The sequence below is a fragment of the Janthinobacterium sp. RA13 genome, assembly GCF_000745325.1.
GTDB classification, from domain to species: domain Bacteria; phylum Pseudomonadota; class Gammaproteobacteria; order Burkholderiales; family Burkholderiaceae_D; genus Janthinobacterium; species Janthinobacterium rivuli.
This window is the reverse complement of the sequence record NZ_JQNP01000001.1, coordinates 5,447,500-5,472,053: the sequence shown is the minus strand read 5'-3', so window position 1 is coordinate 5,472,053 and position 24,554 is coordinate 5,447,500. Positions and strand designations below refer to the sequence as shown.

The 24,554-nt window shown below is 60.6% G+C and carries 26 protein-coding genes; 10 read left to right on the top strand and 16 right to left on the bottom strand.

The genetic code is table 11. From position 1 onward, the window contains the following. Positions 1 to 9 precede the first annotated feature (9 nt). The 4 genes from FG13_RS24290 to FG13_RS24275 form a co-directional block, all read right to left on the bottom strand. Entirely contained in the window at positions 10 to 837 is an 828-nt protein-coding gene (locus FG13_RS24290) for an EI24 domain-containing protein (RefSeq protein ID WP_035825117.1), read from the bottom strand. Beyond that, positions 837 to 1,877 (bottom strand): sterol desaturase family protein, encoded by a 1,041-nt coding sequence (locus tag FG13_RS24285; RefSeq protein WP_081922694.1) that lies wholly within the window; start codon positions 1,875 to 1,877, stop codon positions 837 to 839. The genes FG13_RS24290 and FG13_RS24285 overlap by 1 nt, the downstream gene beginning before the upstream one ends. Beyond that, positions 1,874 to 2,671, bottom strand: a complete 798-nt coding sequence (locus FG13_RS24280; RefSeq protein ID WP_442905222.1) for a polysaccharide deacetylase family protein — start codon at positions 2,669 to 2,671, stop codon at positions 1,874 to 1,876. The genes FG13_RS24285 and FG13_RS24280 overlap by 4 nt, the downstream gene beginning before the upstream one ends. Before the next feature lie 71 nt (positions 2,672 to 2,742). Beyond that, complete coding sequence (locus FG13_RS24275) at positions 2,743 to 3,714, bottom strand: YVTN family beta-propeller repeat protein (RefSeq protein WP_034760259.1); 972 nt, start codon at positions 3,712 to 3,714, stop codon at positions 2,743 to 2,745. Positions 3,715 to 3,911: 197 nt separating this feature from the next. On the opposite strand from FG13_RS24275, the gene FG13_RS24270 reads away from it, so the two are divergent. The 3 genes from FG13_RS24270 to FG13_RS24260 all read left to right on the top strand — a co-directional run bounded on the left by FG13_RS24270 (position 3,912) and on the right by FG13_RS24260 (position 5,240). Then, positions 3,912 to 4,268 (top strand): FKBP-type peptidyl-prolyl cis-trans isomerase, encoded by a 357-nt coding sequence (locus FG13_RS24270; protein WP_034760263.1) that lies wholly within the window; start codon positions 3,912 to 3,914, stop codon positions 4,266 to 4,268. A 200-nt stretch (positions 4,269 to 4,468) separates the two neighbouring features. After that, positions 4,469 to 4,723: an acyl-CoA-binding protein gene (locus tag FG13_RS24265; RefSeq protein ID WP_034760268.1), complete on the top strand. Its 255-nt coding sequence runs from the start codon at positions 4,469 to 4,471 to the stop codon at positions 4,721 to 4,723. A 46-nt stretch (positions 4,724 to 4,769) separates the two neighbouring features. Next, positions 4,770 to 5,240: a GNAT family N-acetyltransferase gene (locus tag FG13_RS24260; protein ID WP_051959403.1), complete on the top strand. Its 471-nt coding sequence runs from the start codon at positions 4,770 to 4,772 to the stop codon at positions 5,238 to 5,240. Positions 5,241 to 5,330: 90 nt separating this feature from the next. Here FG13_RS24260 and proX read toward each other — a convergent pair whose 3' ends face one another. From proX to FG13_RS24240, 4 genes are all read right to left on the bottom strand, one after another. After that, positions 5,331 to 6,389 (bottom strand): glycine betaine/L-proline ABC transporter substrate-binding protein ProX, encoded by a 1,059-nt coding sequence (gene proX, locus FG13_RS24255; protein WP_035825114.1) that lies wholly within the window; start codon positions 6,387 to 6,389, stop codon positions 5,331 to 5,333. Positions 6,390 to 6,398: 9 nt separating this feature from the next. Further along, a complete protein-coding gene (gene proW / locus FG13_RS24250; protein ID WP_035825112.1) occupies positions 6,399 to 7,505 on the bottom strand; it encodes a glycine betaine/L-proline ABC transporter permease ProW in 1,107 nt (368 codons plus the stop codon). Then, positions 7,502 to 8,734, bottom strand: a complete 1,233-nt coding sequence (gene proV, locus FG13_RS24245; protein WP_035828675.1) for a glycine betaine/L-proline ABC transporter ATP-binding protein ProV — start codon at positions 8,732 to 8,734, stop codon at positions 7,502 to 7,504. Before proV ends, proW begins: the two co-directional genes overlap by 4 nt. Before the next feature lie 571 nt (positions 8,735 to 9,305). After that, the gene (locus tag FG13_RS24240; protein WP_035825110.1) at positions 9,306 to 9,590 is read right to left on the bottom strand and encodes a polyhydroxyalkanoic acid system family protein; all 285 of its coding nucleotides are present in this window, start codon (positions 9,588 to 9,590) and stop codon (positions 9,306 to 9,308) included. Positions 9,591 to 9,790: 200 nt separating this feature from the next. On the opposite strand from FG13_RS24240, the gene FG13_RS24235 reads away from it, so the two are divergent. From FG13_RS24235 to FG13_RS24220, 4 genes are all read left to right on the top strand, one after another. After that, positions 9,791 to 11,185 (top strand): hypothetical protein, encoded by a 1,395-nt coding sequence (locus FG13_RS24235; protein WP_035825108.1) that lies wholly within the window; start codon positions 9,791 to 9,793, stop codon positions 11,183 to 11,185. An 87-nt stretch (positions 11,186 to 11,272) separates the two neighbouring features. Continuing rightward, entirely contained in the window at positions 11,273 to 11,560 is a 288-nt protein-coding gene (locus FG13_RS24230) for a protealysin inhibitor emfourin (RefSeq protein WP_035825106.1), read from the top strand. Positions 11,561 to 11,914: 354 nt separating this feature from the next. Then, positions 11,915 to 12,238 carry a ferredoxin FdxA gene (fdxA, locus tag FG13_RS24225; RefSeq protein ID WP_034782458.1) on the top strand — a complete coding sequence of 108 codons (324 nt, stop codon included), beginning with the start codon at positions 11,915 to 11,917 and terminating at the stop codon, positions 12,236 to 12,238. A 274-nt stretch (positions 12,239 to 12,512) separates the two neighbouring features. Then, positions 12,513 to 13,733 carry a polyhydroxyalkanoate depolymerase gene (locus FG13_RS24220; RefSeq protein WP_035825103.1) on the top strand — a complete coding sequence of 407 codons (1,221 nt, stop codon included), beginning with the start codon at positions 12,513 to 12,515 and terminating at the stop codon, positions 13,731 to 13,733. 65 nt (positions 13,734 to 13,798) lie between these two features. Here FG13_RS24220 and FG13_RS24215 read toward each other — a convergent pair whose 3' ends face one another. The 3 genes from FG13_RS24215 to FG13_RS24205 form a co-directional block, all read right to left on the bottom strand. Then, positions 13,799 to 14,482, bottom strand: coding sequence for a DOPA 4,5-dioxygenase family protein (locus tag FG13_RS24215; protein ID WP_035825100.1), 684 nt, complete (start codon positions 14,480 to 14,482; stop codon positions 13,799 to 13,801). Between the two features lie 42 nt (positions 14,483 to 14,524). Continuing rightward, positions 14,525 to 17,056 (bottom strand): TonB-dependent receptor plug domain-containing protein, encoded by a 2,532-nt coding sequence (locus FG13_RS24210; RefSeq protein WP_051959401.1) that lies wholly within the window; start codon positions 17,054 to 17,056, stop codon positions 14,525 to 14,527. 126 nt (positions 17,057 to 17,182) lie between these two features. After that, entirely contained in the window at positions 17,183 to 17,923 is a 741-nt protein-coding gene (locus FG13_RS24205; RefSeq protein ID WP_035825098.1) for a substrate-binding periplasmic protein, read from the bottom strand. Between the two features lie 364 nt (positions 17,924 to 18,287). Here FG13_RS24205 and rsxB point away from each other — a divergent pair, with 364 nt between their 5' ends. Both rsxB and nth read left to right on the top strand, forming a co-directional pair. Then, positions 18,288 to 19,016, top strand: coding sequence for an electron transport complex subunit RsxB (rsxB, locus tag FG13_RS24200; RefSeq protein WP_035828671.1), 729 nt, complete (start codon positions 18,288 to 18,290; stop codon positions 19,014 to 19,016). Continuing rightward, entirely contained in the window at positions 19,013 to 19,660 is a 648-nt protein-coding gene (nth, locus tag FG13_RS24195) for an endonuclease III (RefSeq protein ID WP_035825095.1), read from the top strand. Before rsxB ends, nth begins: the two co-directional genes overlap by 4 nt. Before the next feature lie 126 nt (positions 19,661 to 19,786). On the opposite strand, the gene proB is transcribed toward nth, so the two are convergent. The 5 genes from proB to rplU all read right to left on the bottom strand — a co-directional run bounded on the left by proB (position 19,787) and on the right by rplU (position 23,216). Continuing rightward, complete coding sequence (gene proB / locus FG13_RS24190) at positions 19,787 to 20,905, bottom strand: glutamate 5-kinase (RefSeq protein ID WP_035825093.1); 1,119 nt, start codon at positions 20,903 to 20,905, stop codon at positions 19,787 to 19,789. 27 nt (positions 20,906 to 20,932) lie between these two features. Beyond that, positions 20,933 to 21,343: a hypothetical protein gene (locus FG13_RS24185; RefSeq protein ID WP_035825091.1), complete on the bottom strand. Its 411-nt coding sequence runs from the start codon at positions 21,341 to 21,343 to the stop codon at positions 20,933 to 20,935. A 12-nt stretch (positions 21,344 to 21,355) separates the two neighbouring features. Further along, positions 21,356 to 22,465, bottom strand: coding sequence for a GTPase ObgE (gene obgE / locus FG13_RS24180; protein WP_034754647.1), 1,110 nt, complete (start codon positions 22,463 to 22,465; stop codon positions 21,356 to 21,358). Between the two features lie 113 nt (positions 22,466 to 22,578). Then, complete coding sequence (gene rpmA / locus FG13_RS29650) at positions 22,579 to 22,851, bottom strand: 50S ribosomal protein L27 (RefSeq protein WP_010395157.1); 273 nt, start codon at positions 22,849 to 22,851, stop codon at positions 22,579 to 22,581. 53 nt (positions 22,852 to 22,904) lie between these two features. Beyond that, the gene (rplU, locus tag FG13_RS29645) at positions 22,905 to 23,216 is read right to left on the bottom strand and encodes a 50S ribosomal protein L21 (protein ID WP_034754730.1); all 312 of its coding nucleotides are present in this window, start codon (positions 23,214 to 23,216) and stop codon (positions 22,905 to 22,907) included. 304 nt (positions 23,217 to 23,520) lie between these two features. Between rplU and ispB the strand changes: the two genes are divergently transcribed. Further along, the gene (gene ispB, locus FG13_RS24165) at positions 23,521 to 24,510 is read left to right on the top strand and encodes an octaprenyl diphosphate synthase (RefSeq protein WP_035825085.1); all 990 of its coding nucleotides are present in this window, start codon (positions 23,521 to 23,523) and stop codon (positions 24,508 to 24,510) included. The last annotated feature ends 44 nt before the right edge of the window (positions 24,511 to 24,554 follow it).

Sequence of the window (24,554 nt, the reverse complement as noted above, 5' to 3'; positions counted from 1 at the left end):
TAAGAATGGTCAGACGTCCGCCGGCGCCACGTCGGTCATGCCGCGTACGCCCCGCAAACGCGACAGTGCTTCCAGGCAGTAATACTGGAACCACAGACCCGTAAAGATAAAGATCAGCACATACAACCAGATGGCGAACGCCGCCAGGAAGGGGAAGAACACCACCGACATCACGCCACCCATCCACAGCATGCCGGGCACGGCGCCGGCCGCGCCGGACACCATGCCGATGGCCAGCAGGGGCCAGCGCTGCTCGCGCATGATGGCGTGGCGCTCGTCCGCGCTGGCGTAGTCGGCCATGGCGTCGTACGCCATCACGCGGTACGTCAGCCAGCCCCACAGCACGGCCTGCCCCGCCAGTGCGGCCGGCGGAAACGCGTACAGGGGCAGCATCAGCACCCAGACCAGGATAAACAGCAGGAATGTCGCCAGCGAAGTGGCGACGCTGCCGAGCAGGCTGCCGCCATGCTTCTTGTCCAGTTGCGGAAAGTGCCGTCCGCCAATATGGCGGCCGATGGCCGGCATGGCGAACAGGCCCATGAAGATCAGCGCCGTCAGGATCATCAGCGGCAGCAGCATGAACATGGCGATCAGCGGCACGATGACGGCTTTCAGCACGCCCAGGCCAAAGGTGGACAACACCTGGCCGCTGGTGCGGAAGAAATCGTACTGCGTGAACAGCGCATGCAGGCTGTCGATCAGCGGCTGCAAGCCCACATACAGCAATCCGCCCCAGAGCACCAGCGAGAGGATGAAGGGCGCCACGCTCAGCAGCAATATCCTGCCATGCAATTGCGACAGGAAAGCACGGCCATACGAATTCAACACATTACGCATCAACGGCGTCCTTTTCGTTTAACTCTTGCAAATTCCACCATGCGGCGCAGGCCCAGCCATTGCTGCTGCCAGAAGCCGCGCCCATAGTGGCGTCCCGGCCTGCCCACGCCGTTGCTGTCGATGCGGGCCAGCTGGTCGCGCACGCCCGTGCGTGCATAGCCCGACGAGAAATTCGCGGTGCCCAGCAGCATATCCCAAATTGGCAAGACCACGCCGAAGTTGCAACCACCCATGCTGCCCTTTCCCTTCGACTCGTGCCCCACGCCGATCGCATGGTGCGTGCGGTGGAAACGGGGCGAGATCAAGAGCCGCTCGCCGATGCGGCCGAAGTGTATCCTCACATTCGCATGCTGCAAGCTTTGCAGAATGCGCGAAATCGACACCAGCAGCACATACTGGCCCGGCGGCACGCCGATACCGAGCGCCACCAGGGCCATCACCACGTCGCGTAAAAAATCGTCGAGCAAGTGGTTGCGGTCATCGCTCCACAAGTTCATGTTTTGCTGGCTGTGATGCAGGCTGTGCAAGCCCCACCACCAGCCGAAATGGTGCGAGGCCCGATGGTAGCAATAGTCGACGAAGTCCAGTATCACAAAATAAATGATAAAACTGAGCAAGGGACTGATGCCGGGCAACAGCGATTCCAGGTTCAAGGGATGAATATTATCGAAACGCAAGGCGCCCGCCAAGGCATCCATCAGCGGATCGAGCGTGAAGAAGACCACGACAGAAAACAGGCCGATGCGGTGCAGCACGGTGTACAAAAAATCGTTCCAGCGGGCGCGCGGGTCGGTGATCTTTTGCGCGGGAATCAGGGCTTCGAGCGGACGCAGCACGAGAAACAGCAGCACCAGTTCGCACAGGCCGATCAGCAGCCATTCCGTTCCCTCGAACGCTTCTTCCGTGAATTCGCCAAAGCCCAGGTGATACACGAGCGGATTGACGATGGTCTGGAACAGCCAGCCTTGCGCCACGCCAAAAGCGTCGACCACCGTGTCGATCACGGGCGTGACGTAGCCGAGGATATCGGCGGCGATCATGGCTGGCCCTTCTTTTGCGCGTAGGCAGGATGCTCGCGCAGGGTGGCAAAGCAGAACCCCTTGTCTTGCAATCCGCCAATCAGGGCGTCGAGGTTGGCCGGCGCCCACGCATCCTTGCGCGACCAGATGCCCATGTGCGCAATGAAAATGTCGCCGCTGCGCAAGTTCGCCAGGGCTTTTTTCAGCAGCATGGCGTTCGGATATTTATCGCTGGGCAGTTCATCGCCCGAATACCCCGCCGGCGCCCAGCCCGCATGCTGGTAGCCGCAGGCGCTGCCGGCCGCCAGGGTGCGCGGCGACGTGTAGCCGCCCGGCGCGCGCCAGAACGGGTCAAGCTTATGCCCGGTCAACTCCTGGAAGCGCGTATCGACGCGGCGCAATTCCTCGCAGAACTGCTTGTCGGTGAAGGAAGCGAGCTTGCCGCCATCCTTGCCGAACTGCGGCTTGACCTGGATCAAGCCGTTGGCCAGATCCTTCTTCCAGTACACGTGGTCAAACGTATGCGTGCCGAATGCATGGCCTTCGGCGACACGGGCTTTCCAGTATGGCGCCCACGAGGCATCGAGCGAATAGTCGCCGCGCGTGGTCTTTTCATTGGCCAGGAAGAAAGTTGCCTTCACATGGCGCTGATTCAGCACGTCAGCGATCAGTTGCGCTTGCGACTGGCTGCCCGTGTCGAAGGTCATGTAGATGGTGCCCTTGCAGGCGGCCGGGGCCGAAGATGCAGCCGGAGCCTGTGCGGCTTTGGCCAGTGCTGCTGGCGCCGGTGCGGCGGCATGCGCGGGTGGCAGCATGGCGCTGGCGCATAGCAGCATGGCGGGCACGCAGCCCGAGAAAGTGAGGCGTTTCATCATCACACCCGCCATCACATGCGCGGCGAGTGGGTGGCGAAATACACGCCATGGGGCGAGCGGCCCACCGGTATGGTCTTGATGACCTTGCGCGTGGTCAGATCGATCACGGCCACTTTCTTGATCCAGCGCAGGGTTACCCACATGGTCTTGCCATCGGGCGTGATTTCCATGCAATCGGGGCCGCCCGGCACATTGATGGTACCCACGTTTTCCAGGGTTTGCTGGTCGATGATGTTGATGGTGTTCGACACGCGGTTCGAGACGAACGTCATGCGGTTGTCACCGAGCGCGCGGAAATTGTGCGTGCCGGCGCCCGCCTTGATGCGCTTGACGGTCTTTTGCGTGCGCCAGTCGATCACTTCCACGTAATCGCTGCCCATGATGCCGACCAGCAAATGCTTGCCATCGGGCGTCATCGTGATGCCGGCCGGCGCCGGGCCGACAGGCATGGTCCATTTGACGGTTTGCGTGGCCAGATCGATGGCGCTGACCTGGTTGCTGCCCTGCTGCGTAATGAAGGCCATGGTGCTGTCGGCCGTGAACGCCATGTGGCTAGGCAACTTCGGCAGCGGGATGCGCTTGGCCAGGGTCAGGTTCTTGCCGTCGTAGCGGTACAGGTCGATGCGGTCCAGGCGCAGCGAATTCGAAATGAACCACTTCTGGTCCGGCGAAAAACCGATCTGGTACGGGTCGAGGATGTTGCTGATGCGGCGCTGGATCTGGCCCGAGACGGGGTCGAGGAAAATGAGCTCGTTGCCGACGGAACTGGCGACGATCAGCGACTTGCCGTCCGGCGTTTCCATCAGATGGTGCGGTTCCTTGCCGACGGCAAAGGTCGACAGGGGAGCATAGGTTTTCTGGTCCAGCAGTTGCACCGTGGCATCACGGGAATTGAGCACCACCACCACTTCGGCTTGCGCCGTCGATATTGCGGAAACCAGGCACAGCGAGGAAAAAACAAGGCGGCGTAGACTGCGGAACATGGAAGAAATCACTGTTAAATACAAAACATGCATTTTACGTGGAACACTGTATTTATTGTGCGAAATCCCCCCTTAAATGCTGCCGGCAGCCACACATCGCCATAATTTCCGTTTTTTCCCTGTGCCGGGCCTGGAATGGCGCTTTGCAACTCATTGCTCTACAATCTGAAGCTTTCATCGCCTACACAAGGATTATCATGACCACCACCACTACCGCTTCCGGCCTGCAATACATCGATACCGTCGTTGGCGAAGGCGCTGAAGCGCAAGCCGGCAACAATGTTGTCGTGCATTACACGGGCTGGCTGCAAAACGACGACGGCAGCGCCGGTTCGAAATTTGACTCGAGCAAGGACCGCAACGATCCATTCGAATTCCCGCTGGGCGCAGGCCGCGTCATCCAGGGTTGGGACGAAGGCGTGCAAGGCATGAAAGTGGGCGGCAAGCGCCAGCTGATCATCCCTGCGGCACTGGGCTATGGCGCACGCGGCGCCGGCGGCGTGATTCCACCGAACGCCACCCTGATTTTCGACGTCGAACTGCTGGGCGTATAAGCTCCAACTGCGCAGCGCTGAAGCGACTGTACCGGCGCCGCCCCTGTTCACGCAGCGGCGGCGTTTTTTGTTTTGAGTGTGCCCTCTAATGCACGGCGCGCTTTTTTCACTATGATGTCAGGCACTGCAGCACGCACGGTGGCCACTCCGCCGGGCCTGCCGCACTTTTCCAGCGATTCCATCAGCACACAGGAGCCATCATGAGTTTACAAGAGCAATTCGAACAAGCGCAGCTCGATTCCAAGACCCTGTCCGAGCGTCCGGACAATATGACCTTGTTGAAAATCTACGCCTTGTTCAAGCAAGCGTCGAGCGGCGACGCCACGGGCGAGCGTCCTGGCATGACCGACTTCGTCAACCGCGCCAAGTTCGATGCCTGGGCGGCCCTGGCCGGCACCTCGAAGGAAGATGCGCAGCAACAATACATCGACCTGATCGAAGACTTGAAGGACTGATCGTCCCTCCCTGCCCCGGCGCCTGTCGGGGCAGTATAATTTCTGCATGACACCATCACTGATTTCCCAGGTTTCGCTGGCGCATGCCGACGACCTGCCCCGTTTGTTCGACGTCTGGTACCTGTCCGTACGCGCCACCCACGATTTCCTCGCCGATAGCGATATCGCCTTCCTGATGCCCTTCGTACGAGAAGAGCTGGCCAGAGTGACGGCCGAACGCCTGCTGCATGTGCTGCGCGCCGATGACGGCGTCGTTTACGCCTTCCTGTGCGTCGAGCACGCCAGGATCGAAATGCTGTTCGTGCATCCCGACCAGCGCGGCAGCGGCGCCGGCCGCGCGCTGGTCCAGTTCGCCATCGCCAGCATGAAAGCCACGGCAGTCGACGTCAACGAACACAACACGCAGGCATATGGCTTTTACCGCCACCTGGGCTTTATCGTGGAAAACCGCTCGCCGCTTGACCCGTTCGGCAAGCCTTTCCCCATTTTGCACCTGAAACTGGCCGAAAACGGCTAAAAACTCACCAAAAACCACAAAAACAGGCCGTTAACGCAAAAGTGGCTACCAAATCGGTAGCCACTTTTCATGTTGAAACGGCGTTAACACTTACTTCTTGGCTGCCGCCAGCGCCTGCGCGATCCAGCCGTCAAACTTTTGCTGGTGGAACTTGATCCAGCCGGCCGTATGGCGGGCGATATCGGCCTGCGTGTTTTCGCCGCGGCGCATGCGCTCATTCTGCGCATTGATGTCCGCCACGGGCAGCTGCATCACTTCGAACAGCTTGGCCGCGGCCGGGTTTTTCTCGGCCCAGGCCTTGTTCGACACGATGCGTGCCGTGTTGACGGAAAAACCGTAATCGCTGCCATCGTCGAGGCGGGTATTCACCTTGTCCGGATTGGCCGAGAATGGCACTTTCAGCCAGATCACGTCCTTGCCCGGCACCAGCACGCCACTGACCCAGTATGGCGTCCACGTGTAGTACAGGATCGGTTCGCCACGCTTGTAGCGGCCCAGGGTATCGGCGATCAGGGCCGCATAGCTGCCCTGCACGTGCGTCACCGTCTCGCGCAATTTGTACGCATCCATGTGGTTCTCGATCAGCGCTTCGCAGCCCCAGCCGGGGTTGCAGCCCGTCAAGTCGGCCTTGCCATCGCCATCATGGTCGAACAGCTTGGCCAGGGTCGGATCGCGCAACTGGTCGATATTCGTGATGTTGTACTTTTCCGCCGTCGCCTTGTCGATCAGATAACCTTGCGCGGCAGGGCCCGCATACTGGCCCGTGCGCAACAGCTTGGCGTCACCGCCCGCATTGTTATAGAAATCCTTGTGCATCGGGTCCCAGTGCACGGCCATGAAGGTGGCGTCGCCGTTGGCGATGGCGATATGCGCGGTCGGGTATTCCACTTCCTTGATCGGCTGCACTTCATAGCCGAGCTTTTCCAGGGCCTTGTCGACCAGCATGGTCTGGAAGGTTTCTTCCGCGATCGAGCTTTGCAGCGGCTGCACCTTGACGCCCTTGCCGGGCAGCGCATCGGCGGCCACGGCCGGGGCCTGCGCCATGGCCAGGCTGGTGGTCAGGGCCATGGCGGCAATCGCCAGGGCGGAAAACAGCTGGAACTTGCGTTGCGATTTTTGCGTCACTTTAAAATTGTCAATTTGATGCATGTGCTTCCTTTATTGTGCGTTGGCCAGCGTAGCTTGCTGTTCAACATTATTTTTCTCTGCATTGCCGCGCACCAGGCGCAGCACGAAACCGGCAGGACCCGTCTGGTACCAGTGGCGCACGCCACGGCGTGGCTGGCCCATCGCTTGCGTCAAGCGGTCCAGGGTGATGGCCAGCAGCACGATGCCCAGGCCACCGACGGTTGCCAGGCCCATGTCCAGGCGGCCGATACCGCGCAATACCATTTGGCCCAGGCCACCGACGGCGATCATCGAGGCGATCACGACCATCGACAGCGACAGCATCAATGACTGGTTGATACCGGCCATGATCGATGGCATGGCCAGCGGAAACTGCACGCGGGTCAGCAACTGCCACGGCGAGGCGCCATAGGCGCGGGCCGCTTCGATCAGGTCGGGACGCACCTGGCGGATACCGAGGTTGGTCAAGCGCACGAGCGGCGGCAGGGCAAAGATAATCGTCACGATCACGCCTGGGGCATTACCGATACCAAACAGCATCACCACTGGCACCAGATAGACGAAGGCGGGCGTCGTTTGCATGGCGTCGAGCAAGGGGCGCAGGATATTCTGCGCGCGGTCGCTGCTGGCAAGGAAAATACCCAGCGGCAAGCCGATGGCCAGACAGAACGCCAGGGAAGTGAGCACCAGCGACAGGGTCGTCATGGCTTCGGGCCAGATGCCCAGCATCGACACGACCAGCAGCGCCAGCACGGTGCCGACGGCCAGGGTGCGGCTGGTAAATTGCCACGCCAGCAAGCCGATGATGGCGATCACCGTCAGCGACGGGGCCGCCAGCAGCACGCCTTCCACGCCGTTCAGGGTGCTATCGATCGGCGCGCGCACTGCCTGGAAGAAAGGGCGGAAATGGGCGACAACCCAGCCCAGGCCCTGGTTGATCCAGCTTTCCAGCGGCAGCGAGCCGTCGAAAATCTGCGTCAGGTGAAAGCCGGTCGCATGTTCCGGCTGCACGGCAGGCGCGGCGGCGTCCAGCCAGGCAGTGCTGGCGTCGGTCGGCGGCGTCAGCGCCCAGGGATTGATTTGCGCGGCTGGCTGCTCAACAACAGCTTCTACTGTGGAAACGGTGCTTGGGTTCATGCTTGTCCTTTCTGTTGTTGTTCGGCTATGGCTGGCGTGTCGCGGTCAAGGAACTTCAGCAAGGTTGTCTTGCTGATGGCGCCGCGGAAGCTGCCGTCATCGGCCACCACAGGGACGGCGTAAGGCAGTTGCGCCACCTGGCCGAACAGGCCGGCGACTGGCTCATCTGCGTTGATGGTCTGCACGTCGGGCAGGTAGGCATGCGCCAGGCCCAGCGGACCAACATGGCCGTCGAGCGCGCTGCGCAGCGAATCGGCCGACACGACGCCAAGGAACTTGCGCTGCGGATTGACGACGTAGGCAAACGCGCGATCCTGCTCTTCCAGCATCGACAGCGCGGCGCGCGAACCGCGGCTCGGCGATTCCGACACGACGATCTGGCTCTTGCGGGCAATATCGCTGGCCTTGAACACGGCCGCCGCATCGACGCCGCGCACGAAGTTGCGCACATAATCGTTGGCTGGTTTGCGCAGGATTTCTTCCGGCGTGCCCACTTGCACCACGTGGCCGTCTTTCATGATGGCGACGCGGTCGCCGATGCGCATGGCTTCGTCGAGATCATGCGAAATGAAGACGATGGTGCGGCGCTTGATTTGCTGCAAGCGCAGCAGTTCCGATTGCATTTCCGTACGAATAATCGGATCGAGCGCGGAAAACGCTTCATCCATCAGCAAAATCGATGGATCGCAGGCCAGCGCACGGGCCAGGCCCACGCGCTGCTGCATGCCGCCCGACAATTCGTCGGGATAGCTGGCACCGTAGCCATCCAGGCCTACCTGCTCCAGCGCTTGCTGGGCCAGCGCATGGCGCTCGGCCTTGGGCATACCCGCCAGTTCCATGCCGAAGGCAGTGTTGTCGAGCACGGTAATTTGCGGCAGCAGCGCGAACGACTGGAACACCATGCTGATGTCCTTGCGGCGCAGGGCGCGCAGCTGGGCGTCCGGCAAGGTATTGATGTCGTTGCCGTCGATCAGGATGCGGCCGGCGGTCGGCTCGATCAAACGGTTCAGCATGCGCACCAGGGTCGACTTGCCCGAACCGGACAGGCCCATGATGACGAAGATCTCGCCCGCTTCAATGGTAAAGGTGGCGTCGAAAACGCCGATGGTGCAATCGGTCTTGGCCAGGATATCCTGCTTGCTGGCGCCTTGATGAACGAGTTCAAGTGCTTCTTCTGGCTTGTCGCCGAACACTTTGAACACATGGTCGATAATGATTTGTTTTGCCACGATGTGGTTCTCCCTCGATTTGACGAATGGAATGAAACCCAGCAAGCTGCCAGCTTGCGGCGGGAATCAGCAAACCCTGTTGCGTCGGCTACGCCACGGCGCAAAAAGCGCACGGGAGCGACAGGAAACAGGGGGTGACACGCGTGTGACCAGCGGATGGCCAAGGCCGGTGCCGGGGTGCCGTGTGCGTGCTAAAAGAGGCTGTGGTTCAGGACTTTTAACAACGCTAGCGCCATGCAAATACATGGCACCAAATGTATTTGACCGAAAAAATCGACCAAGCTACTTTTAACTGGATGCGGGTGTAAAACCCGAAGAATTATTCACCACTCAGCGAGTGGGGAGTACTGCGAAGCAGAAGGTGAAACGCGGTGTAGCTGTTGTAAATATGACTCAAGTATAACGCAAAAAGCCACCAAAGTCCAATGGCTTTCCAAATAGAAATGTGCTAGCAATGTTCGCCAGCGTACAGTCAGACGTGAAAAAGGCGAAAAGCGACGGGTTTTCATCGTCTTTTCGCCCATCACTGCGACACGTTCCCTAGCACCAAACATGGCGCCAGACAAGCGGCTCAAGCTGGCTCGGTAAACACCTTGCGCATCTTCTCGGCAATCTTGCCTTCAATCGTGGAGGCGAAGGCGCTGAGCATGAAGCCCAGCTTGATTTGCAGTTGCGCCTGCTCTTTTTCCAGGGTCAGCGACCCATCGACGCCGCTGCGCTCGAAACGCAGCACGTCGCCATCCCAGGCGCACGCCAGGTCATATTCCTGGGCCAGCTTGTCGGCCACTTGCTGCGCCGCTGCGCGCGCCTTTTCTGCTGTCAGCTTATGTTGCTGAACTATATTTATATCCGCCATCAAACGATCCTTTTATTATAAAAACGGGTGCCATACGGCCAGCATCATACCAGCCGCCACGTGGCAGCCGCAGCCATGGGGAATGCCGGCACATGGAAAAAACCGCGCTTTCCTGTGCGGCGCTTGCGCCACATCAAACCGAAACCAGCGAAGCAGGCCGACTATCTCCATTCCAGTTGCGAGTGTTTTGGAGAGCTACCATGGACCAGAAAGTCATCGTGCCGGTCGAAGCCGTGCTGACCAAATGCGTGTCCTTGCCCGTCGGCTATGTCCCCACCCCCTCGGCGCCCTACCGCCAGCACCGCAAGAATGCGCAACTGACCCTGCAGCCGGGTCGGCCGCGCCTGACCGAGGCAACGGCCCGCGACTTGGCCGCCGTGCCTGTCGGTTCGCGCGTGCTGATCTGGAAGCAAGACCCGTCCGTGAGCGAGCTGGGCACGCGCAAGACCTTCCTGCCCGGCCTGACCCTGCAAGGCCCGCGCGACGCGCGCATCACGTTTGGCGAACCGGGCATCGCCCGGGTCAGCCCGAACGCCTTTGGCGACTTCATCGTCTCGCCCAACACCGACCAGTTCGACGCCGTGCACACGTTTGCCATCGTGCGCATGACGCTCACCATGTACCAGCGCGCGATGGCCAGCAACGACACGGCGCCGCCCCTGCCCTGGCAATGGAACAACGCCAACAATACGGAACCGCTGCGCGTGTTCCCGCACGGCTTGCCCAACGTCATGAATGCCTATTACAGCCGCAGCGACAACGCCCTCAAGTTTGGCGACTTTATTCCCAGCGGCGCTACCGAACGCGTCTACACCTGCCGTTCGCTCGACATCGTTTCGCATGAAACAGGACACGCCATCCTCGACGGCCTCAAGCCGAATTGGCTGCTCAACAATAATCCACCGCAGACGGGCGGCTTGCATGAATCGTTCGGCGACCTGACGGCCATCTTCCTGGCCCTGTCGCAGCTGGACCAGGTCGAAGCCGTGATCGCGCAAACCAAATCCGACCTCCACGATAAAACCTTCCTGGCCGACCTGGCGGAGCAGTTCGGCCTGGCGCTGGGCCGGCCTAACGGTTTGCGCAATGCAGACAATGACATCAAATTGTCGGAAGCAGGCACGGAAGTGCACGCCATCTCGCAAGTGTTTACGGGCGCCATCTACGACATCCTGGCCGACATCTTTGCCCACGAACGCCAGCCCCAGCTGGAAGACGACGCGGCCGTGCTGCACCGTTGCGGCGACTACCTGCGCAGCCTGGTCTTGCGCGCCCTGGTGGCGTCCCCCGATCACGCAGCCACGTACGCCGACGTGGCTGGCCACATGCTGACCCTGGCGCAGGCCGATGGCTACACTACCTACCTGGATTTCATCCGCAACAGCTTTACCGTGCGCGAAGTGCTCAAGAACGCCATGACGGGGGATGGACAGATGAACTTTGCCGCAGGCATCGTCGATGACGAGGGTGCCGTGCAAGACAGGCGGGCCTGCTGCGGTACCATGAACCATGCGGAATACAGCGAGTCCGATCAATTGCTGGAAGCGGAACGCGAAGCGCTGGCGGCCTGGTGCCGCAGTTACGCCCCCCGATAACGCCGTACGCGCCCACCAGCCAGCAGTCAGCCACAGGCGATGACATGCCGCATCACGTCCCCACCACCATCCTCAAGAAGGAGCAGCATGAAAATTTCAGCCCGCAGCAGCGGCGGCTTTGCCGGCCTGAGCGAACAGTACGAGATCGATACGCAGGCCCACCCGGCCGGCCCCGGGCTGGAAGCGGCACTGGCCAGCAGCGGTTTTTTCACGCACCCGCAAGCCACAGGCGAGCAGGTGGGCGCCGATATCCCCAAATGGCAGATCACCGTCGACGCCCCTGCCGCGCGCCGCACCATCACCTTTGCCGAGGATGGCAGTGCTGAAAATGCACGTTGGCAACAGTTACTGACGCAAATACGCGCCAGCGCCTGATTGTTCCGGCACTTGTTTGGCACATGTTTGGCACTTATTTTTACTGATCTTGATTTGAGTAAAACAAAAACGCCACACGGCAAGCCCTTGCGTCGCCCGCCCTGCACCCCGCACCGGCGGGCGACTGTCGCTTTCTTGCCGCGTTCTTTATGGCAACGTCCCGGATAGTCGCTGAATTGCCCACTCTGCGCGGCAACGGCACTGCCAAAAAATGAATTTGCTTATACGTATTGTATATAAGCGGGATTTGTGAGAAATAGCGAATTGCCTTAAAATACAATGCTTTGCTTTAGTATGCGCCGCCGAGTTTCCTGCAGGCGCTACAGCACCTCCCCAAAAATTGATAGGACTGTTATGACCCACGTTGTCACCGAATCCTGCATCGCCTGTCGCTATACCGACTGCGTCGATGTCTGCCCGGTAGATTGTTTCCGGGAAGGCCCGAACTTCCTGGCGATCGATCCGGACGAATGTATTGACTGCGCCGTCTGCGTGGCAGAATGCCCGGTGAACGCGATTTTCGCGGAAGAAGACGTGCCGGGCGACCAGCAAGCCTTCATCAAGATCAACGTCGATCTGGCGCGTAACTGGCCGTCGATCACCAAGACGAAGGCTGCCTTGCCGGAAGCCGAGCAATTCAAGGACGTCAAGGACAAGCTCGACATGCTGGTGCGCTAAACACACGGCGATGCCGCGGCCGTTCCGGCGGGAAGATTCTTCTCCGCAGGGGCGTAGCGGCAAAAAAATAGACAAAAAGCAGCGGAAACGCTGCTTTTTTTGCTTTTAAAGCATCGTTGCAGGTCTATCCACGCAAGTGTGGCGCGCTGTCACACCAAAGCGCAAACTGTGGACCTATGCGTGGTAATGCACATTTTGTCCTCAACAAATATCGTAAAATTGGATTATGATATTTGAGCCGATATTGGCGCTTGGAATTAAACAAGGACTCTATATGCTTTACCAACTGCACGAACTGCAACGCTCTTTCCTCACTCCGGTGATGCAATGGGCAGACATGTCCTCCAAGTTATTTACCAACCCGGTTTCTCCACTGGCCCACACCCCGTTTTCGCAACGCATCGCAGCCGGCTACGAGCTGATGTACCGCCTTGGCAAAGACTACGAAAAACCACAATTCGACATCAAATCCGTTCTCGTCCAAGGCGAGAGCGTCGACATCCGCGAACACGTTGTCGTCACCAAACCGTTTTGCCGCCTGATTCACTTCAAAAAAGAAGCCACTGGCTTGCAACAGCCCAAAGTTCTGCTGGTTGCCCCCCTGTCCGGTCACCACTCGACCCTGCTGCGCGATACCGTGCGCGGCTTGCTGGCCGAGCACGATGTCTACATCACCGACTGGACGGACGCGCGCATGGTACCGCTGACGGAAGGCCCGTTCCACCTGGACGACTACATTTATTATGTGCAGGAATTCATCCGCCTGCTGGCGCCTGATTTGCACGTCATTTCCGTCTGTCAACCGACCGTGCCCGTACTGGCAGCCATCTCGCTGATGGCGACGGCCAAAGATCCGCACATGCCGAAAACCATGACGATGATGGGCGGCCCGATCGACCCGCGCCGTTCGCCCACGCAAGTGAACAACCTGGCGACGGAAAAGAAATTCTCGTGGTTTGAAAACACCGTGATCTACGCGGTACCACCGAACTATCCGGGCTTTGGCCGCAAGGTGTATCCGGGCTTCCTGCAGCACGCCGGCTTCATCGCCATGAATCCGGGCCGCCACGCGCAAAGCCACCGCGAGTTCTATATGCACCTGGTGACGGGCGACGACGAGCCGGCGGAAGGCCATCGCCAGTTCTACAACGAGTACAACGCCGTGCTGGACATGCCGGCCGAGTACTACCTGGAAACCATCAAAACGGTTTTCCAGGAATTCAGCCTGCCGATGGGCACGTGGAAAGTGGGCGGCCAGCTGGTGCGTCCGCAAGACATCACGAACGTGGCGCTGTTCACGGTCGAAGGCGAGCTGGACGACATTTCCGGCGCCGGCCAGACGCAGGCGGCGCATGACTTGTGTTCCGGCATTCCTGCCGAGATGCAACAAGACTTCGTGGCGCCGAAATGCGGCCACTATGGCATTTTCTCGGGCCGCCGCTGGCGCGAGATTATTTGCCCGAAAATCGGCGAATTCATCCAGAAACACGGCTAATACACGGCATTTCCGTCAAAACGCCACGCCAGCTCACACTGGCGTGGCGTTTTTTTATGCCCAGCTCATGCGCGCGACGTTTCGATTTTCACCGTCGGACGCGTGTTGACAAAAATCTGCTCGACCCGCGGCTCGCCCGGTCCCGGCTTCTTCATCGCATAGCCATTCACGGGCTGCGAGCGGTTCACCCACAGCGCGTAATACAGGTGGTCGGCGCGAGGATCCTCCGTGTTCGGGTGGATCAGTATCGTCAGCCCCAGGCTATTAAGCTGCAGCCACGGCACGATCACGGGCAATAAATCATTGGTAAAGCCGAAATAGAACGACGGCGTCACGTGCGGGCCGCGCGGCTCCAGGTTCCAGTCGCCCAGCTCGATCTGGAAGCGTTCGGCCGCCCAGCGACGTATCAGCGCCGCCTTCTGGTAACTGTCTTCGTCAAAATAGATATGCGCGTGATAGCTCTCGATATCCGTGTAGGCGCGCGGTGTCGACGGCAAGGTTTCCTCGCCGGGCCGCACGCTGACGGGGCGCGGCGTGGGCGCCGTGTCCGTATGCTCGCCCCACGGGCTCTTGCCAAGTGCTGGTTTCGCGCGCTTGACTGCGCCATCCTGCGCCAGGGCCGTCCCCGCCAGGCCGGAAGCGGCCAATGCCGCCACCAGGCCGCCGCCGCGCAAGACCGTGCGGCGCTGCGGCGAGAGGAGATTGGCCCATTCCAGATCGATGGCCGCGTGTTGATTGTTGTCAGACATGGTATTTCCTGTTCTTGATGATAAGTATGAAGAGAAGGCGGATCAAAAATGCACCGTGGCGCGGGCGTAGTAATAAGCGCCGAGAACGCCAAGCGGTCCCGAGTTATCGTAGGCGCCTGTGTACTGCGCCAGATTCGCGGCGCTGCGCGCTGCGCGCGGCAGCTGGCCCGGTTTCTGGTCGAAGACATTGTTGGCGCCCACCGTCACGTTGATGCGCTTGCTGACGTCGTAGCCTAGGCTGACATCCGTCACGAAGGCGGCTTTCAGCTGGTAGTCGCCGCCCGTGATGGCGTTCAGGCGCTTGAGCTTGCCGTAGCGCGTCTCGCGCAGGTTGAACGTCCAGCCGGCTTTTTCATACGCCAGGGTAAGGATTTCCTTGTCGCGCGGGGCCCGGTACAGCAAGTCGTACTCGGCCGACTTGCTCAGGGTGCCGATGTTCGGCAAGCCTTGCAGCACGGCCGGCAAGGCCGCCTTGCCCACCAGGCTCGTGTGGTTGAAATTGGCGGCCGCCGTCCAGCGCAGCTTGCCATCGGCCACGCGCAAGACATCCTCGGCGGTGAAATCGATGCCACGCGTGCGTGTGTCGCCCACGTTGGCAAAGTAATGCGCGACGAGGCCATTGCCTACCGTCAGCCCCGCCGAGCGCAGCAGGTTTTCAATGACGGTTGCTTGCGCCCCCGTCAGCGGCCGGCCACTGCCGTCGAGCGCCACGCCCGAGCTGCGGTCGATACCGATGTTCGACGACACGCCCAGGCGGTCGCTGACCTTGATTTGATACGCGTCAACGGCCAGACGCAGAGTGGGCGTAGGATTGAAGGTCAGCCCGGCCGACAGATTCGTCGATTTTTCCGGCTTTAAGGCTTGCGCGCCCAGTGCCCGCGCAGCGGCCGAGTTCGGCTGCGCCAGGGTATACGGCACGCCCGCATGGTCGGACGTGTTCGAATATGATTGCGTCACCAGGCTCGGTGCATGAAAACCATTGCTGACGGTGCCGCGCACGGCGACCGTGGGCGTGACGTCATAGCGAGCGGACAAACGGCCCGTCGTCTTGCTGCCGAAATCGGAATATTTCTCGGCGCGCAGTGCCGTGTCGAGCAGCAACTGCGGCGTCAGTTTCGCGCCCAGGTCAATGTACGCCGCATAGCTGTGGCGCGCCGTGTCGGATGCATCGACGGGCAGGTAGCCGGCCAGCGCCGACGAGCCGCTGCCCTGCCAGGAAGCGGGCTCGCCCGGGCTGCGCTGCTGCGTTTCATGCGAGTACTCGAGGCCCAGGCTCAAGTCGGCCGGCTCGCTCAAGCCCAGCGGCACGGGACGGCGCACGTCGGCATTGGTGGTCGAGCGGCTGTAACGCTGATTGCCGATGTCAAAATCCGTCTTGCCGCCCGGATAGGTCAGCGAGTAATTGGCCGAGTGCTCCACGCCCACGTCGATATCGTCGCGGCCATACGTCGTGCTCAGGTCCCAGGACCAGCCGGCCGTCTCGCCCTTGATGCCGCCTGTCAGCGAAAAGTCGTTTTCGCTCGTCGTTTCATACGGCGTAAAGCCGTCCGGATATACGGACAGCAAGCCTTTGTTGTTATTGAAAATGGTATTGGGCAGGCGGAAATTCTGCGCCGAGCGGGCATTGCGGTGCGCATACGTGCCGAAGCCGTACAGTTGCACCTCGTTCGACAGGTCATAGCCGAGGTTTGCGCTGAGCGAGGCGGTCGTGCTTTGCGGCACGCCCGTATTACGCCATGGATTGCTGTTGCGGTTTGCTTCTGCCGGGTTCGGCGTAGCGCCGGCAGGCAAACTGTTGTTCGGTCCCAATTTGACCAGCTGGCCATCGCTGTTGCGCACGGCCGGGTACGACAGATAGCCGGGATTCAGCCCGAAATTGCGCACGGCGATGCCCTGGCGCTGGACTTCGGCGCCGAAGTGGGCAAAGCCGTGTTCGCCCAGGCGCGTACCGCCATCGATGCGCGCGGAACCGTTCGTGCCGTCACCCGCGTAGGTGGAACCGAGTTGCGTGCTGAAGCTACCCTTGTCATCCGCTTTCAGGATGATGTTGATGACGCCGGCAATGGCGTCGGAACCGTAGATGGCCGAGGCGCCGTCGCGCAGGATTTCCACGCGGGCAATGGCGCCCGTGGGAATCAGGGCCAGGTCCGTGGCGACGGAACCGGGAAAGCCATCCTCATTGACGATGGCCGTCGTATGCCGGCGCTTGCCATTGACCAGCACCAGGGTATGCGAGGGGTCGAGGTTGCGCAGTTGCCCCGCGCGCACGATGCTGCCCAGGTCGGGCTGCACGCGGGCTGGCAAGTTGAAGGATGGCAAGGCCGTGTCCAGCGCATCGAGCAAGTTCAACTTGCCCGTCGCTTGCAATTGCTGCGCGCTGATCACGTCGATCGGGGCGGCGCTGTTGGCCACCGTGCGGCCCGTGCCGCGCGCGCCCGTGACGATGACGGTGTCGAGAGGGGCTTGTGCATGCGCCACGCCAGGCACCCCCAGCACCAGCACGGCCACCGAGACGGCGTGCGCCAGTTGCCGCAAACGGGGAGCGGGGTCTTGCTTGTGAATCAGTTCCAGCATACGAAAACATCCTTTCAAAGTCGTCAACACAATGGCTGCAGACTAAAGGATGGACAAACAAACAAGAACGAATGCTTTCGTGTTTAGATATTTCGTTTTGGCAACTAACAACAGCGGCGCGCCGTCTCAGGGAGTGGCGGGGGCGGTCGCCAGGCTCTGATCGAGCCGCTTCCAGTAATCGCGTTCCAGCCGGGCCGTATCGATGTCGCGCGCGGCCTCGTTGAAGCGTTTTTGCCGCGCCGCCCCTTCCGCATCGCGCTGGAAGCACACGTGGACGGGGCGCTCCTTGAAGACGGTATCGATGATGGCGATGCGCTCCCGCTCGGCCTTGCTGAAGTTGCGTCCCATCAGCAAGTGCTGCAGGACATGGCGCTCAATGACGATCACGCGGTAACGCTTGATCAGCAGTTTCTTCAGGTTCGTCGCGTCGTTCAAGCCCTCTTCCGTATTCAACTCGCCGCGCGCCACCATGCCATCGAACTGTTCCCCATTCGAGTAGCCGGCCACGGTGCCGATGCGCAGCTTGCCCAGTTCCATCAGGCTGGCGCCGGGCACGCCATCCTCTTTCAGGTAGGCCAGCACACCCTGCGTGTTACCAACCGGCACAGAAAAGTGGCAGAGTTTTTCCCGTTCGGGCGTGCGCCAGACGGCCAGCAGCCCGGCATAGCGGGAACTGGCCAGGCCAAACTGCATGGCGCGCTTCCATGGGAAATATTCATATCTGACCGCATAGCCGAGACGCTCGAAGACGGCGCTGACCATGGCGCCCGACATGCCATCGGCCGGCAGGCTGCGGGAAATGAAGGGCGGCCAGTCTTCCGCCGCGAAGCGGACGATGCGCGAGCTGGCAGCGCCCGGCGCCGCCATGGGAGCAGCAGCCTGCCCGTATGCAAGGGCAAGTGTAGAGTGCATGAACAAACAGAAGGGCAAACCAACTGTCCGGAGGAAACGCATGTTTGGCTCCTATGGCCTGGCGCACCTGGCAATACAGGCGTGGCAACAGGACTGGCGGTCGGTTTTTTTTAATAACGAGCTTGATAAAAATCATGCTCCCACAAAAAAAAGGAATTGCAAAGTTGTTTATTTGCACTTTGACATTCCCATAGGAAATAAAATCCGATTGCGGCGCGCCTGCAACAGGCCCGCCATGGCGCGTGCTATCCCCTCTTGCAAAACAGGTTTTTACTTGTGCGCGCGCCGGATGGCCGATAATGGCGTTTTACCGTGGAAGATGACCGTGCCGCACCCTGCCCCTCCCTCACTTGCCGACCAGATCGAAGACTTGCTGCCGCAAACGCAATGCACCAAATGCGGCTACAACGGCTGCCGCCCATATGCGGAAGCGATAGCCGCCGGCAGCGCCGACATCAACCAGTGCCCACCGGGCGGCGTGCAAGGCATCGCGCGCCTGGCCGGCTTGCTGGGCAAAAAAGTCATTCCGCTCAATCCCGTCAACGGCCTCGAACGTCCGCGATCTGTCGCCTATATCGATGAATCGCTGTGTATCGGCTGTACCCTGTGCATCCAGGCCTGTCCCGTGGACGCCATCGTCGGCGCCGCCAAGCAGATGCATACGGTGGTCACCGATCTGTGCACGGGCTGCGACCTGTGCGTGGCGCCCTGCCCCGTCGACTGCATCGTCATGTACCCGGTCAGCGGCGACGCCACGGGCTGGGATGCCTGGAGCCAGGCCGAGGCGGACGACGCGCGCGCGCGCCACGATTTCCGCACCCAGCGCCTGCGCCGCGAAACAGAGGAAAACGAAGCGCGCCTGGCCGCCAAGGCCGTCGCCAAGATGCAGGAAGTGACGCAGGAAACACCCGCCACACCTGACGAACTGGCGGAGAAGGAGCGCAAGCGCGCCATCATCGCCGCCGCCATGGAGCGCGCGCGCGCCAAGGCCGCCGCCAGCACGGATACCCCCCAGCCAGCCCCCACCACCCCGAAAAAAGACGCATGAACGCCGCCAAACGCCTGGAAATCTTTACGCGCTTTCGCGCCGCCAACCCCTCCCCGAAGACGGAACTCGAATACACGACGCCGTTCGAGCTGCTGATCGCCGTGCTGCTGTCGGCGCAGGCGACGGACGTGTCCGTCAACAAGGCGACCCGCTTGCTGTATCCGGTCGCCAATACGCCGGCCAAGATACTGGCGCTGGGCGTCGACGAGCTGGCCAGCTACATTCGCACCATCGGCCTGTTCCGCACCAAGGCGAAGAACGTCATCGCCACCTGCCAGATCCTGCTGGAGCAGCACGGCGGCGAAGTGCCGCGCGACCGCGCCTCGCTGGAAGCCTTGCCCGGCGTGGGCCGCAAGACGGCGAACGTGGTCATGAACACGGCGTTTGGCGAACCGACGATGGCCGTCGACACGCATATCTTCCGCGTCTCGAACCGCACCGGCATTGCGCCGGGCAAGAATGTCGATATCGTCGAGCAAAAGCTATTGAAGTTCGTACCGAAAGAATTCCTGCACGACGCCCACCACTGGCTGATCCTGCACGGCCGCTACACCTGCACGGCGCGCAAGCCGCAATGCTGGAACTGCATGATTGCCGACCTGTGCGACTACAAGGACAAGTCGCCGATGCCGGCCGTGGTATAGGTAAAAAAAACGGCCCGAATGGGCCGCTGTCGTTGCGTCGTAGGTCGGGTTAGCCCACAGGGCGTAACCCGACAACACCACGGTCCGTGCCAACAATATTGTCGGATTACGCTCCGCTAATCCGACCTACAGCAAGACCATATTGTCGCGATGGATCAGCTCATGGCCTTCCATGTAGCCGAGGATGGACTCGATCTCGGTGGACGGCTTGCGCATGATGCGGCGCGCTTCGCCGCTCGTGTAGTTGGACAGGCCGCGCGCCACGGGCACGCCATCCGCGTCGACGCAGGTGATCACGGCGCCGCGGCCAAATTCGCCATTCACGCCCGTCACGCCGATCGGCAACAGCGACTTGCCTTCCTGGCGCAGCTTTTGCGCGGCGCCCGCGTCCAGCACGACGGCACCAGCCGTATGCAGATGATCGGCCATCCACTGCTTACGCGCAGTCAACTGCCCCGTTTGCGCCCGCAACTCCGTGCCGATCGCTTCGCCCTGGGCGAGGCGACTTAGCACGTCGCTGTCGCGGCCCCAGGCGATGATGGTGTGGGCGCCGGACTTGGCGGCGCGCTTTGCGGCGAGGATTTTCGTCAGCATGCCGCCACGCCCCAGGCTGCTGCCGGCGCCGCCGGCCATCGCTTCCAGGGCCGGATCGCCAGCGATGCCCTGCGTGATCAGATAGGCGTTCGGGTCCTTGCGCGGGTCGGCCGAGAACAGGCCGTGCTGGTCCGTCAGGATGACGAGCGCATCGGCTTCGATCAGGTTGGCGACCAGGGCACCCAGGGTGTCGTTGTCGCCGAACTTGATTTCATCGGTGACGACCGTATCGTTTTCATTGATGATCGGCACCACGCCCAGGCGCAGCAGGGTCGTCAGGGTGGAGCGGGCATTGAGGTAGCGTTCGCGGTCGGCCAGGTCGGCGTGCGTGAGCAGCACTTGCGCCGTGCCGAGGCTGTGGGCGCGGAAGCTGCTTTCATAGATTTGCGCCAGGCCCATCTGGCCGACGGCGGCGCAAGCCTGCAATTCGTGGATATCGGTGGGGCGCTGCTCGAAACCGAGGCGCAGCATGCCTTCGGCGATGGCGCCGGAGCTCACCAGCACGACTTCCTTGCCCAAGGCGCGCAAGCCGGAAATCTGCGCGGCCCAGCGCGCGATGGCGGCATGGTCGAGTCCGCGGCCATCGTTGGTAACCAGCGAAGAGCCGACTTTGATGATGATGCGGGTAGCTTTTTGAATCACGGAATCCATGGGGCGGCGCTCTTCACTTAATAGACGTCAGCGCGCAGGACGCAGCAGCAGCAAGGCCAGCCCCGCCGTCAGCTCCATTGCGCACATGAACAACACAAAACCCTGGGGCAAGCCGAAGCTGATGGCCGCGAACAGACGGCCGGCGGGCTGCGCCAGGACCAACATTGCAGTGATATCGCCGAGGACAGGCGGTTCGCCCTGCCGTGCCGCGAACAGCGCCAGGAGCGCGGTAGCGCCCCAGACACCGACATGAGTAGCGTAGAACTGGCTGTAGCCGTTGACGCCATTGAGGAAGATGCCCATGCCGGCCGCCATTTCATCGGCGAACAGCAGGCAGGCGACCGCGCTCAGCCCGTAAGCATACGCGATCAGATGCAATACACGGCGCTGCCACGCTTGCTTGCGCGCTGGCGCGGCAGCGGCCGTCTGTACCGACATCAGGGCAAAGCCTTAGTCGAGGATCTTGAAACGCGGATCATCCGGGTCGATCGACGAGATACCGCGTGCTTCTTCGGTCATCTGCGTTTCTTCGGCACGGCTTTCGCTGTGTTTCTTCTCTTCCAGATGCTGGTAAATCGCATTCACCAGTTCCGGGCAACCCTGATGGTTCAGCGCGGAGATTTCGAAGACGGGACCTTTCCAGGCGAAACGCTTGAGGAAGTCCTTGACGATCTTCTTGCGCTCTTCTTCCGGCACCATGTCGAGCTTGTTCAACACCAGCCAGCGCGGCTTGTCGACCAGCGACTCGTCGTACTTCTTCAATTCCTTGACCAGCGCCTTGGCTTCCTTGACAGGATCGACGTTGGTTTCAAACGGTGCCAGGTCGACGATGTGCAACAGCAGACCCGTGCGCTGCAAGTGACGCAGGAATTGATGGCCCAGGCCCGCGCCTTCGGAAGCGCCTTCGATCAAGCCGGGAATATCGGCGATCACAAAGCTCTTCTCGTGCGACACGCGCACCACGCCCAGGTTCGGGTGCAGGGTGGTAAATGGGTAATCGGCAATTTTCGGACGCGCGTTCGAGACGGCCGAAATGAAGGTCGACTTGCCGGCGTTCGGCATGCCCAGCAGGCCTACGTCGGCCAGCACTTTCAGTTCCAGGCGCAGTTCGCGGCGTTCGCCTTCCTTGCCCTCGCCCTTTTGGCGTGGTGCGCGGTTGGTCGAGGACTTGAAGTGGATATTGCCCCAGCCGCCTTCGCCGCCCTTGGCCAGCATTTCAGTCTGGCCGTGTTCGGTCAGGTCGGCCAGGATTTCGCCGCTCGCGTTGTCGATGATCAAGGTGCCGACCGGCATGCGCAGGTGGATGTCATCGGCGCCCTTGCCATAGCAATCTGCGCCACGGCCAGGCTCGCCATTGCGAGCCTTGTGCATTTTGGAGAAGCGGAAATCGACGAGCGTGTTGATATTGCGGTCGGCGACTGCCCAAATGGTGCCGCCCTTGCCGCCATCGCCGCCATCGGGACCGCCGAAAGGCCGGAATTTTTCACGGCAGAAAGAGGCGCAGCCGTTGCCGCCATCGCCCGCGATGACTTCGATTTTTGCTTCGTCGATAAACTTCATAATTTTGCCGCCATAAAACTAAAAAGGCTCTACCTTGGGCAGAGCCTTTCGATTGAAGGCTTGCGCCTTACATCATGCGATCATTGCGGAGCGAACTGGCGCTCCGCGATGAATTACGCTGGTACTGCTGCGTTAGGTACAACGGTCACGAATTGCTTCGAGCCAGCACCTTTGACAACGAACTTCACTTTGCCCGCGATCAGCGCGAACAACGTGTGGTCCTTGCCCATGCCTACGCCTTCGCCGGCGCGCACTGGGGTGCCGCGTTGACGAATGATGATGCCGCCAGCATTGATAGCTTGGCCGCCGTAGACTTTAACGCCCAGACGTTTTGATTCTGAATCACGGCCGTTTCGCGTTGTGCCGCCGCCTTTTTTATGTGCCATTTAAGACTCCTTGATAGCTGATTATGTAGACAAACTGCGTCAAACAGCGGCGATTAGCCGTTGATCGAAACGATTTGGATTTCGGTAAAATTCTGGCGATGGCCTTGATGCTTTTGGTAGTGCTTACGACGACGCATCTTGAAAATTTTGACCTTATCATGGCGACCATGCGCCACAACCGTAACCAGTACCGTTGCACCTTCGACCAATGGAGCACCAAACTTGATGCTGTCGCCCGCGCCTACTGCGAGAACTTGATCGATGGTGATTTCGGAACCAATGTCTGCCGGTATCTGTTCTACTTTAAGTTTTTCGCCAGCGACAACTTTGTATTGTTTGCCACCGGTTTTTATGACCGCGTACATGATTTGAAACCTCATCAAATGTTGAAAGAATTTGTCCCACTGCCATGAAAAGCAAGCCGTGCACAACAGGGGGAACCAGCGATTATACACGGACTGAGAAATTGCGTCAAAAACTATTCACAAAGCTTGACGATCGTGGTATGTCGACAACCTGACCACCGTGTCAGGCTAGCGCCAGGCGGACAGCAAAACGCGCGCCAGTGCCAACAAGGTCAATCAATTGCTCTACAGTCATAGGCAAACGTCACGCACGCGCAAGCCTTGTCGTATAATCGCGGCACCCACAATCTAATGCAGGTTCGCCTTGTCTGACGCTAACAAACACGTTAACCAAAACACCATCGTGCAAACGATTGCCGCCGATATGGACGCAGTCAATACGGTGATCCGCCAAAAGTTGCACTCCGATGTGATTCTGATCAACCAGATCGCTGAATACATCATCAGCGCAGGCGGCAAACGCATCCGTCCCGTGCTGATTTTGCTGGTGGCCAATGCCCACGCCTATCGCGGCACGGCGCACCATGAACTGGCCGCCGTGGTCGAATTCATCCACACCGCCACCCTGCTGCACGACGACGTCGTCGACGAATCGTCGATGCGCCGCGGACGCCAGACGGCCAATGCCCTGTTCGGCAATGCCGCTTCGGTGCTGGTGGGCGACTTCCTGCACTCGCGCTCGTTCCAGTTGATGGTGTCGCTGAACAACATGCGCGTCATGCAAATCCTGTCCGACGCCACCAACGTGATCGCCGAAGGCGAAGTGCTGCAGTTGCTGAACATGCACGATCCGGACGTGACGCAAGAAAGCTATTTGAACGTCATCCGCTCGAAGACGGCCAAGCTGTTCGAAGCATCGGCGCAACTGGGCGCCCTGATCGCCGGCGCCAGCGAAGACGACATCGAAGCGGCTGCCGAATACGGCCGCTCGCTGGGAACGGCCTTCCAGCTGATCGACGACGTGCTCGACTATGCAGGCGACGCCGCCGAGATCGGCAAGAATGTGGGCGACGATTTGCGCGAAGGCAAACCGACCATGCCGCTGATCTGGCTGATGGAAAACGGTACGCCGGAACAGCGCGAACTGGTGCGCAGCTGCATCGAGCAAGGCGACGAACAGCATTTCGATACCGTCCTGGCCGCCATCACCAATAGTGGCGCCCTCGACTACACGCGCAAGCAGGCGGAAATCGCCGGCCAGCGCGCCGCCGACGCCATCGCCGGCTGGCCGGACAGCGTCTACAAGCAATCGATGCTGCAACTGTGCTCGTTTGCCGTGGACCGCAATCACTGATCGCGTTGCACTGTCAACAATACAAAACGGCGCCACTGGCGCCG